Raw genomic sequence first — 13518 nt, 5'->3', positions numbered from 1 at the left:
CTTCTACTCCTTGTCCCAGGTTCCAGCGATCTAGTCAGTGTGCAGGCCGCACTCGGTCTTCTGCGCAAACGCCCAGCGTCCCGAGCGGGGGTCCTCGCCCTCGGCCACCGGGAGCGTACAGGTCTCGCAGCCGATCGAGGGGTAGCCCTGAGTGGTCAGCGGGTGGACAATCAGGTCATTGTCGGCGATGTAGGCGTCGGTGTCCTCCAGCGTCCAGGTCACCAGCGGCGAAATCTTCAGCCGGCCCGTCTTGTCCAGGCTCAGCGCGGGCGCCTCGGCGCGGGTCGGGCCGTCGTCGCGGCGCACGCCGGTGATCCAGCCGACGTAGGGGCTCATGTGCACCGCCAGCGGCTCCACCTTGCGCATCCGGCAGCAGGCGGTGGGGTTCCGGCGGTACAGGTTCGGCCCGTACACCTCGTCCTGCTCGGCGCGGCTGAGCTGCGCGGTCGCGCGGACCAGGCGGTTGTCCGGGTAGCGCTGCTCCACCTTGTCCGCCACTTCGAGGGTCTCCGCGAAGTGGTACTCGGTGTCCAGGAAGAGGAAGTCGGCACCCGGCAGGAACTGCTTGGACAGCTCTGCTAGGACCGTGTTTTCCATGGACAGCGTGACCACGAGCGGGCCCGGCGCGTGTTCGTGGGCCCAGGTAAGGATGTCGGCCGCGGTGGCGTCGTAAAGCGATGCCGCGTACTTGTCCACGAGCTCGGCGTTGCGCGCGGCGGTGGACTCATCCAGCGGTGCGGTCGTAGTCGGGCCGTCGGGGCTGACCTCGGGGTTTTTGTACTGCGAGCTGTCGCCCTGCAAAAGGTTGATCATTTCGTGCCTCCAGTGTTGCGCGCCACCGCGGTGTGCCCGTGGCGAGCGAGTGAATCTTGCAGTGCCTGCGGGGTGGACGCTGCGGGCGCGGGGGCGTGGTCCGGGTCGTCCTGCCCGTAGAACTTCACCTCGAAGATACGCAGGCAGGCATCGCACTTCCATGCGAACTCGGTCTCCTCATCCGGCCACAGCCCCTCGCCCGAGCAATATGGGCAGAAGGTCGGGTGGTTGCGGTTCGGGTTCGGCTGGCGGCGAAAGCTCATCGCAGCTGCTCCTCGTCGGCCCGCAGCAGGTACTCGCGGAAGAGTTCGCCCTCTTCGCGGTTGTCCACGTAGTTCTGCACGACGCGGGTGACGTACTCGGTGAGCTCGGTCGACGCCACCTTGTGGCCGCGCAGCTTGCGGCCAAAGTTCGCGCCCTCGCCGACGGTGCCGCCCAGGTGCACCTGGAAGCCCTCGACGCGCTCGCCGTCCGCGTTGGTCACCGTCTGGCCCTTCAGGCCGATGTCGGAGACGTGGTGGCGAGCGCAGGCGTTGGGGCAGCCGTTGAGCGAGATGGTGATCGGGCTGTCCAGGTCGCCGAAGCGCTCCTCCAGCTCGTCTGCAAGCTCGATGGCGCGAGACTTGGTGGTCACGTGCGCAAGCTTGCAGTACTCCAGCCCGGTGCAGGAGAGCAGGCCGCGGCGGAACTCGCTGGGCTTGGAGTACAGGCCCAGGTTTTCCAGGTCCGCCTGCAGCGTCTCGACGCGCGCCGGGTCGATGTTGAGCACGAGCAGCTCCTTGAACGGGGTGAAGCGCATGGAGGTGGAGCCGTAGCGCTCGACCAGCTCGGCGACCTCGATGAGCTGCTCGCCGGACATGTGGCCCAGGGTGGGCTTGACGCCGACGTAGACGTTGCCGTCGCGCTGCTCGTGCACGCCGATGTGGTCGCGGTCGATGAGGTTGGTGGGCGCCTTCGGCCCGTCGGGAAGCGCGTAGCCCAGGTACTCGTTCTCCAGGACCTCGCGGAACTTGGACACGCCCCACTTGGCCACCAGGAACTTCAGGCGGGCGCGGTTGCGGAGGCGTCGGTAGCCGTAATCACGGAAGATTCGAACCACGCCGGCCCACACCTCGGGGACCTGCTCGAGGGCGACAAAGGCGCCGAGGGACTGCGCGAGCATCGGGTTGGTGGACAGGCCGCCGCCGACGTAGCACTCGAAGCCGGGGCCGAGCTCCGGGTGCTCGACGCCGATGAAGGCGAGGTCGTTGATCTCGTGGACGACGTCCTGGCGCGCGTTGCCGGAGATGGCGGTCTTGAACTTGCGCGGGAGGTTCTGGAACTCCTCGTTGGTGACGATCTCTTGGATCTTGCGGATCGCCGGGGTGGCGTCGATGATCTCGTCCTTGGCAATGCCCGCGACCGGCGAGCCCAGGACCACGCGCGGCACGTCGCCGCAGGCGTCCCACGTGTTCAGTCCAACGGACTCGAGCTTCTCCCAGATGGTGGGCACGTCCTCGATGCGCACCCAGTGCAGCTGGATGTTCTGCCGATCGGTGAGGTCCACGGTGGAGCGCGCGTAGTCGCGCGAGATCTCGCCGACCACGCGGGCTTGCTCGGTGGAGCAGATGCCGCCGTCGAAGCGGATGCGCATCATGAAGTACTTGTCTTCCAGCACCGAGTTGTCCTCGCCGGTGTGCTCGCCGCCAAGGTTCTGCTTGCGCTGCGTGTACAGGCCGAGCCACTTGAAGCGCGGGTACAGGTCCTCGCGGTCGATCGAGTCAAACCCGCCCTTGGCGTAGGTGTCAATGACGCGCTGCTTGACCTCCAGGACGGGTTCGCGCTGCTTGAGCTCCTCGTCGTGGTTGAGGGGCTCGGTGCCGTCGATAAGCCACTGCCCCTCTGGCTTCTTCGTGCGCTCCTTCTCGGCGCGGGTCGCCGTCGATGCTGGCATGCCTTCCTCCTTACTGCACAGACCGAACGGTCTATGGTGTGCGGCACTAAATTTCCGTGCGGTCGAGTTTGCCGTACTGAGCGGTCTACGGCAAGTACTATTTCCTTTTGCCATCTCATCCAGAGGTTTTTGCCTGAATGTTTTCCAAATCGCACCGAGCGGTTCGCTTATCGACGCCACGCCGCCCCCGCACCCCTTGACACCAACCCATTTTTAGACCAAGCTGTCTATACGCTATATTGGTCCAATATTAACGGTTCCCTACCTTGAAAGGACACCCTCAATGAGTTTGCGCGTCGCCGTCGTCGGCGCCGGCCCCGCCGGCATTTACGCCTCCGACCTCCTCCTCCGCAACGATGAGCACGACATCCACGTCGACCTCTTCGAGCAGATGCCCGCCCCCTTCGGGCTGATCCGTTACGGCGTCGCGCCCGACCACCCGCGTATCAAGGGCATTGTGAAGTCCCTGCACAAGGTGCTGGACAAGCCGCACCTGCGCCTGCTGGGTAACATCACCATCGGCCGCGACATCACCATTGATGAGCTGCGCGACTACTACGACGCCGTCGTGATCTCCACCGGCGCCGTGCGCGATCGCGAGCTGCGCATCCCGGGCGGCGAGAAGTCCATCGGCGCCGGCGAGTTCGTCGGCTTCTACGACGGCAACCCCCGCTTCGAGCGCGACTGGAACCTGGACGCCCGCGAGGTCGCCGTCATCGGCGTGGGCAACGTCGCACTCGACATCTCCCGCATCCTGGCCAAGACCGGCGACGAGCTCCTGGTCACCGAGATCCCGGACAACGTGTACGAGTCCCTGAAGAACAACAAGGCGGAGACGGTCCACATGTTCGGCCGCCGTGGCCCCGCGCAGGCCAAGTTCACCCCGAAGGAGCTGCGCGAGATGGACCTCTCCGACACCATCCAGGTGCTCGTCGACCCGGAGGACATTGATTATGACGCCACCAGCGAAGAAGTCCGCCGCGCCGACAAGTCCGTCGACCTGAACTGCCAGGTCCTGGAGCAGTACGCCATGCGCGAGCCGGACGACGCGCCGCACAAGATCTACATCCACTTCTTCGAGGAGCCGGTCGAGGTGCTTACCGACGACTCCGGCGCCATCACCGGCCTCCGCACCGAGCGCCAGGAGCTGGACGGCAATGGCGGCATCACGGGCACCGGCAAGTTCACCGACTGGCCAGTCCAGCAGGTCTACCACGCGGTGGGCTACCGCTCCGAGCCCGTCGACGGCGTGCCCTTCGACGTGGAGCGCAACGTCATCCCGAACGACGGCGGCCACGTCCTGGAGACCATCGAGGACGGCGCCGGCTTTGAGGACAAGCTCTACGTCACCGGCTGGATCAAGCGCGGCCCGATCGGCCTGATCGGCAACACCAAGTCCGACGCGAAGGAAACCACCGACATGCTCATCGCCGACGCGGACGCCGGCAAGCTGGCCACCCCGTCGCACACCGGCCCGGACGAGATCCTCGAGCTGCTCGACGAGCGCAACATCCCCTACACCACCTGGGACGGCTGGTACCGACTGGACGAGGCCGAGCGCAAACTGGGCGAGCAGTCTGCCCTGCCGCGCGAGCGCAAGAAGATCGTCGAGTGGGAGGAAATGGTCGAGCACGCCCGCAACGTGCCGCAGGTGCCCTAGGTATCTCTGGGAGGGCCGGCGAGTGCCGGCCCCTTGAGGTACAAGGCCCCGCCTGATCCGGTGCTAGCATTGCACCGTTTCTATTCGCCGTTGTCGTTTCCGCGCGCAAGGGGCCCAAATGCTTCTCATCCGTCTGCTCGGCAGGTATTCCAAGCAGTACTGGCCGGCCGCGCCCTTCTCAGGATCGGTTTCGGATCTCAAACCCGAGGTCAGCTGCGAATACCCAACCTGGGGGATCTGCACAAAGTAGCAGAAGTCCAGAGGCCGAGGAATGTGGATAGGGCCGCACTTCAGATAAGCTCAGCTTCCCTCACCAAGAGTGCCAGTTGAACGCGGTTATTGATTCCGAGTTCATCAAAAATCTTCGTCAAGTGGGTTTTGACCGTAGCGGTTGATAACAACATCGCTCTCGCTATCTCCTGATTAGTTAAGCTCTGTGCAACTAAGATCGCTATTTCCGTTTCCCTTTCGCTAAGGCCCGCTAGGGCCTGTTGAGCTTGAACCCGCCGATTAACCTGGCCGTCCCGGGTGTACGCGTCAAGCAGGATGCGAGTATGACGAGGGGAAAGAGTGACCTTGCCAGCGGAGGTGTCCCTAATTGCTTGGATTACGGATTCAGGAGGCGCGTCTTTCAATAGGAACCCGATAGCACCGGCCTCAAGGACCTCCATGACGGTCGATTCGTTATCGAATGCAGTCATCATCAATATTGCTTGGCTATGCCCAGTCTTGAGAATCGATTCGGCAACTTGAAGGCCTGCAACGTTTGGCATCCGGACGTCCAGAACAACCACGTCGGGACGCAGACTCGGAAGCTGATCAATAGCCTCAGCACCGCTTCCTGCTTCGCCGACAACTTCGATATCGTCGGTCGCTTGGAGTATGAACTTCAAGCCCCGGCGAACCATCGGATCATCATCCACTAGGTACACACGTATCATCCGATGGTTTCCCTACGCGATCACCGATTTGGGCCAAGGGACTATAACGTGTAGTTCAAAGCGACCGGACCGTTCTCCAAACCGCACAACGCCACCGAACTTGCTTACTCGCCGTTCTACCCGTTTCAAACCCGTCCCACGGCGCTTCTTAACTAGATCTCCCGATTCAACCTCACGCACGGAGTTCTGGATATAGATTTGTAATTCGCCTCCTTCACTGCCACTCAGTTCAACAGAAATCGGGCTTTGTGGAGCATGAACACTAGCATTGGCTAGAGCCTCTCGAACTACTTGCGAGACGAGCTGGCGCATTTCCCGTGGCATTTCATCCACCTGGCGAAGCGATCTAGTGTTCAGCGTAATGTCGGCCCCGCTTCTCCGATTTTCAGCCACGATCGCAGCTAAATCTTCGGGGGCCTGGAAAGCCGACGCATCGTCCAAGCGGTCAATAAGAACTCTGAGGTCCGCTAACGTCTCTACCGCGGTCTCTCGTATCAATTGAGCGTTCTCCTTGATCACGTCGGGGCCAGCTTCGGAGTTGACCTCGAGGCCACCCGCTTGCAGTGACAACAACGCTAGCTTATGGCCAACATGATCGTGCGCTTCATTGGCGATCCGGGCTCGCTCCCTGAGGACGGCCTCTGTAGCCACCCTTTGCCGCTCTAGCTCTTTATGCTGCGCAATCACCCGGTACGACTCAACCAGATTTCTATTGTAGGAAATAACCAGCCCAGCCAGGAACGGCACAATGACGAGAACCGTGCCTTCAACCAGCCAGGCAATAGTTGGATCATTGGTTTCCTTCTCACCCGCCTGAACAGTGACGATCGTTTCCTTCTCCGACCACCCGACTCGGCAGAGGACGAAGGCAGCGACCACAGCCGCGAAACTGCCCCATCCTCGCTTACGCAGTGCCAAGTTGAACACGGTCGGAAGAAAGAAGACGTTAGTTGCAAAAAGAGCACAAACTGCTGGCGGAAAAAGAACCAGAAAGGGATGTCGTTTGCGTTGAAATTGCAGCGCGATCATCAATGCGATTAGCGCTATTAACGCCACCCGACTTTGCTCGCTAGCTCCGCTCAGTGAGACGAAACCGATCAAGCAGATTGACGCAAGGTAGATGAGGTCGCTCCACGTCTGACCCCCAAAAGGGACCGTCACCCGAATCTGAGACTACGCGCTCCAAAGTGACGCCCCCTTTTAGTCGCAAAGATCCTTGACCAGCAAGAAACAGGCGGAACATTGCGCAATTCTAGCTCGTCAACACACACTCGGGCAACTGAGGATTCATAGCTACTTGGCCAAATTTTTAAATGTCCAGTTGGCCGATACCCGGATCGGACCCGGTAATTTAAACTGAGGATGGCGGTCAAACGGTCGCCCTCCCCACTGAAGTCATCGGAAATAGAAAGGAGTACACGTTGGACAAGGAAAACGTTGCCCCGTTCGAAATGGAGCGGATCGACTACCCGGTAATCGAGGAAGACGCTCCAATGCCCCCATTGAGCCAGGAGATGGTCCGACAGGAAGCAAAGCAGGGGCTTCTCGAGATCAGAGATTTTGTGACCGGGGACGAGTTTGTCGCGATGCTGCAAGAACTGTATGCGCTACCGGTTCAGGAACGCGACGAGTTCGTTCGAGGCACGATCCTCGACGAAGATGAGTTAGAAGATCGAGGTATCCATGTGCCTGAGGGCCTGAAGATCCAACGTTCGCGGTTTGGCGACGGCCGACCCACTCTGTTTTGCGTGGCGAAACTCTTGTCAGACGGGGTCAGGAAAGTGACCTACACGTTCGACAGCGACGCGGCACTAGCTTAAGAGGTGCACCTGTGGAAGTGACTAAGAAATTCACGGATAGAGCCAGTTTTCACGGCGCAACTAAAACTGAGCTCGAGTCGAATGATGCTGGTCGACGACTGTTCGGGCTTGCGAATCAGGCGGCTCTTTTTCCGCACCAAGGCGAAATCTTTCTCAACGAGAAGAAATTGGTCCTTGGTGACTGGCTGACTCTGTGGCCCACTGATATCCAGGATGTTGACGTCGAGTTCACACCCGAGTATGGGCGCTTCACAGCGGGCGGTAGCCGAGGCGGATTTCCCTCTCTCGGATTCGTTAGGGATCTTGGTAAGCCCCTGAACCTCTATCTCACTAACGGAGACAGAATCTCACTTCTAGTGAACTTCAGACTCGTCAGTGGAACTAACGACAATAAGTCCTGGCTCGAGAAAATTCGCTCGTTCGCCAACATCGGATGACTCCCTTTGTTCACCCCAAGCAAATCATTGCAATACCAGAAAGGATTCACCATGTCCGTAAATACTTCACCATGTCCGTAAATACCACGTTCAACAAGATCGACAGCGAGATCGCCGAGGTAGAGCTTCGCATCAACAAGGAAACGATCACGAAGCAAATCGATGACTTCATCGAAGTTATCGCTTCTGATGGGTTCATCGGCTACATCAACGATGTCGCTCAGCTCCCCACCCATGCGAAAAGGAAGGAGCTTACTGCAAAGACCGCCAATCTCGAGACTTTGCGAGAGCGCGGAGTGCCAGTTCCTGACGGACTGCGATTCACAACGCGCGAATTCGAGCTACCCGAAGATGGTCGTGAGGCTGAGGGTCCCCTGCTCAAGGTTCGACCGGAACTTGATCCGCGAATGGGAGGCTGCATCAGCATCGGTTTCTACGTCTGCGCCAGCTACGGCAACTAGCTAAAGTTGCGCCCTAACCACCTACGAAGTAGCCCCGATTACAAGCGGGGCTACTTGCCTACGAATGGTACTTAGATGAAAACACCTCAAGTCGCTGTAAAACTTTCTAATCTTAGCAAGAGGTATGGTTCGACTCTCGCACTCGATGACATCAATGTAGAGGTCCCCGCAGGGACAGTAGTGGGTCTTGTGGGGTCGAACGGTAGCGGAAAGTCCACACTTCTACGCCTTATTGCCGGAGTCGAACGCCCTTCCCACGGGGAAATCGAGTTCTTCGGGAAAAACCTCGCCTCCAGCGAAACTATAGGGAGCGGGACTGGAGCTGCAATCGACGCAATGGCGCTTTGGCCGCGCTGGTCAGTCAAACGAACTTTGACATACCTTGGTCAACTGACTGGGCGAACGGACGAGGAAGTCAAGGACGTGATTAAATCCCTGTCGTTGGGTGAGTATTCGTCGAGAAAAGTTCGGACGCTATCGTTTGGAAACCGTCAACGGGTGCAAATTGGTGCTGCTTTGATTAATGGTTCACTCCTGACCATTCTTGACGAACCAATGAACGGTTTAGATCCCCAGGGGCGCCTGCTTATGCGAAACCTCATAGAGCAGTTACCAACTGACGAACGCACTGTCTTAATCTCAAGCCACGACCTCAATGAAATTCAAACCCTTTGCTCCCACATCATCCACCTAGAACGCGGAAGAATGATTTTTGCTGGTGAGCTCGCTAGCTACGTGGGGGAAGCGAAAACTTTCTTAGTACATTATCCGCCGGAACTGAGTGAGGCGATCAGTTCCATCATTGATCATCGGCGTGTCCGAACTGGCTCGCACAGCCCTGGCGTGCTGGAGGTGGACGATCAGAATGTCGAAACCCTACGGACCCTAATGGAGGAGCACTCCATTCCGGTCTTGAATCTGGAGACGAAGAAGCACACTTTGGAGGATCAGTTTCATGCACACGGCAGACCGTAAGACGGTGGTCAAAGTCGAAACCAGAAGGTGGATACTTCATCCGGGAGTCTTTGCTCTACTCGTAGTTGTGCCGTTACTAACCGCACTGTTGTCATACGCCGCAGTCATGGCATCAAGCGGGGCCTCCTCAGATGCCGGTGCGGTCTCGATCGACACCACGGCAGCACTCGGGCCCGACTCAGAAGATCCGGAGAAGCTGGATCTCGCCGCAACCTCGATCTATCTACTAGCGCCACTTGCCGCTTCACTCCACGGCGTTCTTTTCGCTGGAAGCGAGCTCTCATCGGGCGCTCTGCTCAATATTGCGGTCGCGGCGCGGCGTTTGAGAACGATCTTCGCCGTTCGGGCGCTATCTCTGGTACTTTTGTCGTTAATAACCGGAGCAATCCTAACCGCATTATCGATCGCCGGGTTGACGACAGGTTTGAGGCAAGCCGAAGTACCAAGCCTCACCCCCGAAGCGCCCCTTGGTACCGTCATCCTGGGCGGATCCATTCTCTACGCCACCGTTGCCGTGATCGCATTTGCGGCAGCAACACTGCTAAGACGGTGGGTCGTCGTTTTGGTTGCACTCGTAGCTTACTTCGTTGTTGCAGAACCCCTGCTAGCCTCAATGCTGTCCGAACGTGCTTCGAACTGGTTGCCTCACGTTTCGCTTGGAAAGTGGGTGGACCTTGAGCCCGAGAGACGATTCGCTTTCCCAACTATGGTTCTGGCGCTTTTGGCTCTGGTCACTGCCGTGGTTGGCACGCAGCGTGATCGAGCTGCGAGGTAAGACCGTTTCTGTGAATTCAGGAGACTAGATGGATCTGTTCCGCCGACTCGCTCGCTATCGTCGTGAGATTTTCGCGGTGCTCATACTCCAGCTGGTTACCACCCTCGCCACGCTGTACCTACCGGACCTCAACGCAGACATTATTGATAACGGTGTCGCGCGCGCAGACGTGCCCTACATCTGGAACGTGGGCCTGCGCATGCTCATCGTCGCACTCATCCAGATCGTGGCGGCCATCGGCGCGGTGTGGTTCGCCTCCCAGGTGGCCATGAAGACCGGCCGGGACATCAGGGCCGCCGTCTACGACCGAGTATCGGGCTTCACCAGCGAGGACATGGCCCGCTTCGGCACCGCCACCCTAGTCACCCGCGGCACCAACGACGTCCAGCAGGTGCAAATGACATTCCTGCTGTTCATGAACTTCATGGTCGCCGCACCCATCATGGCCATCGGCGGCATCATCATGGCCCTGCGCCAGGATGCGGGGATGTCCTGGCTCGTTGTCACGGCGGTGGTCGTGCTCGCCGTCGTGGTGGGCGTCATCGTGGCGATTCTTATGCCGCTGTTCAAGCAGATGCAGAAGCGGCTGGACGCAATCAACGTCCTGCTGCGCGAGCAGATCGCCGGCATCCGCGTGGTCCGCGCGTTCGCCCGCGAGGACTACGAGACCGAGCGGTTCACAGACGCGAATCAGCAGATCACTAAACTCAGCCTGAATATCGGCCGGGTATTCGTGACCATGTTCCCGGTCATCATGCTCATCCTGAACCTGGCGACAGCAGCGGTGCTCTGGTTCGGCGGCCACCGCGTGGACGAGGGCCTGGTAGAGGTGGGCGCGCTCACCGCGTTTATGCAGTACCTCATGCAGATCCTCATGGCGGTGATGATGGGCGTGTTCATGCTGATGATGCTGCCGCGCGCGATCGTGTGCGCCCGCCGCGTGGCGGAGGTGTTGGGCCACGCCCCGCAGATCGTCGAGCCGGCGCGCCCTACTTCCCCCACCGCCCGCACCGGTGAGGTGGAGTTCCGCGACGTCACCTTCACCTACCCCGGCGCCGACGCACCCGTTCTCAAGCGCGTGAGCTTCACCGCCCGCCCGGGCACGACCACGGCGATCATCGGCGCCACCGGCTCGGGCAAGACGACGCTGCTCAGCCTCATCCCGCGCCTGCATGTGGCCACCGAGGGGCAAGTGCTTCTCGACGCCACCCCCATCGACAACCTGGCCCGCCCCGACATCGTCGAGCGTGTCTCCATGGTCCCGCAGAAGCCCTGGCTGTTCAGCGGCAACGTCGCCTCGAACTTGCGGATGGGCAACCCGGACGCGACGGACGAGGAGCTGTGGAACGCGCTGCGCGCGGCGCAGGCCGACTTCGTCGACGACCTGGACATGGAGATCTCGCAGGGCGGCACGAACGTCTCCGGCGGGCAGCGCCAGCGCCTCTCCATCGCGCGCATGCTGGTGGCGCAGCCGGACGTGTTCCTGTTTGATGATTCCTTCTCCGCGCTCGACGCGTCCACGGACGCGCGCGTGCGCGCCGCGATGACCGAGTACACCGCGGGCAAGGTTGTGATTGTGGTGGGGCAACGGGTGGCGTCGATTAGCGGTGCCGACCAGATCCTCGTGATGGAAGCCGGCGAGATCGTGGCACGCGGCACCCACGAAGAGCTGCTGGAAAGCAGCCAGACGTATCGGGAAATTGAGCAGAGCCAGAAGGCGGTGCAGGCATGAGTGAGCAAGAGCCTCGGAAGGCGAAACAGTTTTGGCCCTCGGCGAAGCGGCTGATCGGGTTGCTGGCGCCGTTCAAGATCGCGCTGATCGCGGTCTTTGTGATGAACGCCGCATCGGTCGTGCTGTCGGTGTACGCGCCCCGCGTGATGGGCCGGGCGATGGACGTGATCTTCTCCGGCGCGATCTCCGCACGCATGCCGGGCGGGGTGACCAAGGAGCAGGCCGTCGAGGGCATGCGCGCCGCCGGCGAGGACCGCTTCGCCGACATGGCGGAGGCGATGGACCTGCGGCCCGGCGAGGGCATCGACTTTGACCACCTGCGCGAGCTGATCATTGTGATCCTCGCCCTGTACGTGTGCTCCTCCGTCCTCATGTGGGCGCAGGGCGCGCTGCTGAACCGGCTGACCATACGCACCATCTACGACCTGCGCGAGCGGGTCGAGACGAAGCTGAACCGGCTGCCGCTCAACTACTTCGACTCCCGCCAGCGCGGCGACGTGATGAGCCGCACCACCAACGACGTGGACAACGTCCAGCAGGCGCTGCAGCAGGCGCTGTCGCAGATGTTCAATGCGGTGATCACCCTGGTGGGCATCATCGTCATGATGTTCTGGCTGTCCTGGCGGCTCGCCCTGCTCGCGCTGCTGGCCATCCCGCTCACCGCGGTGGCGATGGGCGTGGTGGGGACCCGCTCGCAGAAGCAGTTCGCCGCACAGTGGAAGGCCACCGGCGCCGTGAACGGCCAGGTTGAGGAGGCTTTCTCCGGCCACGACGTCGCGCTCATCTTCGGCCGCACCGAGGAGCTGCGCCGCACCTTCGACGCGCGCAACGAGGAGCTCACCGGCGCCGCGCAGAAGGCGCAGTTCCTGTCCAACTCGATGCAGCCCATCATGCAGTTCGTGTCCTACCTCTCCTACGTGGCCATCGCGGTACTCGGCGGGGTGAAAGTCGCCTCGGGCAAGCTCACGCTTGGCGACGCCACCGCGTTCATCCAGTACTCTCGCCAGTTCAACCAGCCGCTCGGCCAGATCGCCGGCATGATGCAGATGGTCCAGTCCGGCGTCGCGTCGGCGGAGCGCATCTTCGAGCTGCTCGACGCTGAGGAAGAGGTGGCGGATGTCGAGGGGGCGTCGACAAGCGCGCGGCCCGAAGGCCTGGTGGAATTCCGCGACGTGTCCTTCTCCTACACCGACGAGCCGCTGATCCAGGACCTCTCGCTGCGCGTCGCGCCGGGGCAGACCGCCGCGATCGTGGGGCCGACCGGCGCGGGCAAGACGACGCTGGTCAACCTGATCATGCGGTTCTACGACGTGGACGAGGGGGCAATCCTTATCGACGGCCACGACATCCGCGATTTCACGCGCCCCCACCTGCGCAGCCAGATCGGCATGGTGCTGCAGGACGCGGTCCTGTTCAAGGGCACGATCATGGAAAACATCCGCTACGGCCGCCTCGACGCGACGGACGAGGAGGTCATCGAGGCCGCGAAGGCGACCTACGTGGACCGCTTCGTGCACGCGCTGCCTGACGGCTACGACACCATCGTGGACCAGGACGGCGGCTCCATCTCCGCGGGCGAGCGGCAGCTGATCACCATTGCGCGCGCGTTCCTCTCGCAACCCGGCATCCTCATCCTGGACGAGGCGACCTCGTCGGTGGATACGCGCACCGAGGTGCTGGTGCAGCGGGCGATGAACGCACTGCGGGCCCAGCGCACCTCCTTTGTCATCGCGCACCGCCTGTCCACCATCCGGGACGCGGACGTGATCCTGGTGATGCAGGCCGGGCGGATCGTGGAGCAGGGCACGCACGAGGAGCTGCTCGAACGCAAGGGCGCGTACTACGAGCTGTACCAGAGCCAGTTCTCACATAGCTAGGCTACCTTTATACAATTCCCCGGAAGTTAACCAGAAATACACAGCAATTCCGCTTTTTGCTCTTAAGGTGCACTCTCGACCAAGTCCATACGAC

Annotated in this window: 13 protein-coding genes; 8 read left to right on the top strand and 5 right to left on the bottom strand. The window is 61.0% G+C overall.

Annotated features, from left to right (window positions below; genetic code table 11):
- Nucleotides 1–30: 30 nt before the first annotated feature.
- The 3 genes from CKJ82_RS06530 to CKJ82_RS06520 are packed head-to-tail and all read right to left on the bottom strand — an operon-like array spanning nucleotide 31 to nucleotide 2746.
- A complete protein-coding gene (locus tag CKJ82_RS06530) occupies nucleotides 31–813 on the bottom strand; it encodes a phosphoadenylyl-sulfate reductase (RefSeq protein WP_095537498.1) in 783 nt (260 codons plus the stop codon).
- Nucleotides 810–1076, bottom strand: a complete 267-nt coding sequence (locus CKJ82_RS06525; RefSeq protein WP_095537497.1) for a hypothetical protein — start codon at nucleotides 1074–1076, stop codon at nucleotides 810–812. The genes CKJ82_RS06530 and CKJ82_RS06525 overlap by 4 nt, the downstream gene beginning before the upstream one ends.
- On the bottom strand, nucleotides 1073–2746 hold the full coding sequence (locus CKJ82_RS06520; RefSeq protein WP_095537496.1) for a nitrite/sulfite reductase: 1674 nt from the start codon (nucleotides 2744–2746) through the stop codon (nucleotides 1073–1075). The genes CKJ82_RS06525 and CKJ82_RS06520 overlap by 4 nt, the downstream gene beginning before the upstream one ends.
- Before the next feature lie 283 nt (nucleotides 2747–3029).
- Between CKJ82_RS06520 and CKJ82_RS06515 the strand changes: the two genes are divergently transcribed.
- Complete coding sequence (locus CKJ82_RS06515; protein WP_095537495.1) at nucleotides 3030–4406, top strand: FAD-dependent oxidoreductase; 1377 nt, start codon at nucleotides 3030–3032, stop codon at nucleotides 4404–4406.
- Between the two features lie 290 nt (nucleotides 4407–4696).
- On the opposite strand, the gene CKJ82_RS06510 is transcribed toward CKJ82_RS06515, so the two are convergent.
- Entirely contained in the window at nucleotides 4697–5329 is a 633-nt protein-coding gene (locus tag CKJ82_RS06510) for a response regulator (RefSeq protein ID WP_233127002.1), read from the bottom strand.
- 30 nt (nucleotides 5330–5359) lie between these two features.
- Entirely contained in the window at nucleotides 5360–6376 is a 1017-nt protein-coding gene (locus CKJ82_RS06505; protein ID WP_133064823.1) for a sensor histidine kinase, read from the bottom strand.
- Nucleotides 6377–6768: 392 nt separating this feature from the next.
- Between CKJ82_RS06505 and CKJ82_RS06500 the strand changes: the two genes are divergently transcribed.
- The 7 genes from CKJ82_RS06500 to CKJ82_RS06475 all read left to right on the top strand — a co-directional run bounded on the left by CKJ82_RS06500 (nucleotide 6769) and on the right by CKJ82_RS06475 (nucleotide 13424).
- The gene (locus CKJ82_RS06500; protein WP_095537492.1) at nucleotides 6769–7167 is read left to right on the top strand and encodes a hypothetical protein; all 399 of its coding nucleotides are present in this window, start codon (nucleotides 6769–6771) and stop codon (nucleotides 7165–7167) included.
- Nucleotides 7168–7184: 17 nt separating this feature from the next.
- Complete coding sequence (locus CKJ82_RS06495; RefSeq protein ID WP_133064031.1) at nucleotides 7185–7604, top strand: hypothetical protein; 420 nt, start codon at nucleotides 7185–7187, stop codon at nucleotides 7602–7604.
- The gene (locus CKJ82_RS06490) at nucleotides 7601–8065 is read left to right on the top strand and encodes a hypothetical protein (RefSeq protein ID WP_133064030.1); all 465 of its coding nucleotides are present in this window, start codon (nucleotides 7601–7603) and stop codon (nucleotides 8063–8065) included. Before CKJ82_RS06495 ends, CKJ82_RS06490 begins: the two co-directional genes overlap by 4 nt.
- 75 nt (nucleotides 8066–8140) lie before the next feature.
- Nucleotides 8141–9040 (top strand): ABC transporter ATP-binding protein, encoded by a 900-nt coding sequence (locus tag CKJ82_RS06485; protein ID WP_095537489.1) that lies wholly within the window; start codon nucleotides 8141–8143, stop codon nucleotides 9038–9040.
- Nucleotides 9021–9815, top strand: a complete 795-nt coding sequence (locus CKJ82_RS11635) for an ABC transporter permease (RefSeq protein WP_038592731.1) — start codon at nucleotides 9021–9023, stop codon at nucleotides 9813–9815. The genes CKJ82_RS06485 and CKJ82_RS11635 overlap by 20 nt, the downstream gene beginning before the upstream one ends.
- Nucleotides 9816–9843: 28 nt before the next feature.
- Nucleotides 9844–11547, top strand: coding sequence for an ABC transporter ATP-binding protein (locus CKJ82_RS06480; protein ID WP_095537488.1), 1704 nt, complete (start codon nucleotides 9844–9846; stop codon nucleotides 11545–11547).
- Complete coding sequence (locus tag CKJ82_RS06475) at nucleotides 11544–13424, top strand: ABC transporter ATP-binding protein (RefSeq protein WP_095537487.1); 1881 nt, start codon at nucleotides 11544–11546, stop codon at nucleotides 13422–13424. The genes CKJ82_RS06480 and CKJ82_RS06475 overlap by 4 nt, the downstream gene beginning before the upstream one ends.
- The last annotated feature ends 94 nt before the right edge of the window (nucleotides 13425–13518 follow it).

This window comes from Corynebacterium gottingense (genome assembly GCF_002285125.1).
Lineage (GTDB): Bacteria > Actinomycetota > Actinomycetes > Mycobacteriales > Mycobacteriaceae > Corynebacterium > Corynebacterium gottingense.
The sequence above is the reverse complement of the archived record's forward strand: the minus strand, read 5'-3'. Positions and strand labels throughout refer to the sequence as shown.

What these genes read in the sequence shown, in the direction of transcription:
- CKJ82_RS06530 (WP_095537498.1), bottom strand. Translation starts at nt 813, where the DNA reads ATGATCAACCTTTTGCAGGGCGACAGCTCGCAGTACAAAAACCCCGAG.
- CKJ82_RS06525 (WP_095537497.1), bottom strand. Translation starts at nt 1,076, where the DNA reads ATGAGCTTTCGCCGCCAGCCGAACCCGAACCGCAACCACCCGACCTTC.
- CKJ82_RS06520 (WP_095537496.1), bottom strand. Translation starts at nt 2,746, where the DNA reads ATGCCAGCATCGACGGCGACCCGCGCCGAGAAGGAGCGCACGAAGAAG.
- CKJ82_RS06515 (WP_095537495.1), top strand. Translation starts at nt 3,030, where the DNA reads ATGAGTTTGCGCGTCGCCGTCGTCGGCGCCGGCCCCGCCGGCATTTAC.
- CKJ82_RS06505 (WP_133064823.1), bottom strand. Translation starts at nt 6,376, where the DNA reads ATGATCGCGCTGCAATTTCAACGCAAACGACATCCCTTTCTGGTTCTT.
- CKJ82_RS06490 (WP_133064030.1), top strand. Translation starts at nt 7,601, where the DNA reads ATGACTCCCTTTGTTCACCCCAAGCAAATCATTGCAATACCAGAAAGG.
- CKJ82_RS06485 (WP_095537489.1), top strand. Translation starts at nt 8,141, where the DNA reads ATGAAAACACCTCAAGTCGCTGTAAAACTTTCTAATCTTAGCAAGAGG.
- CKJ82_RS11635 (WP_038592731.1), top strand. Translation starts at nt 9,021, where the DNA reads ATGCACACGGCAGACCGTAAGACGGTGGTCAAAGTCGAAACCAGAAGG.
- CKJ82_RS06480 (WP_095537488.1), top strand. Translation starts at nt 9,844, where the DNA reads ATGGATCTGTTCCGCCGACTCGCTCGCTATCGTCGTGAGATTTTCGCG.
- CKJ82_RS06475 (WP_095537487.1), top strand. Translation starts at nt 11,544, where the DNA reads ATGAGTGAGCAAGAGCCTCGGAAGGCGAAACAGTTTTGGCCCTCGGCG.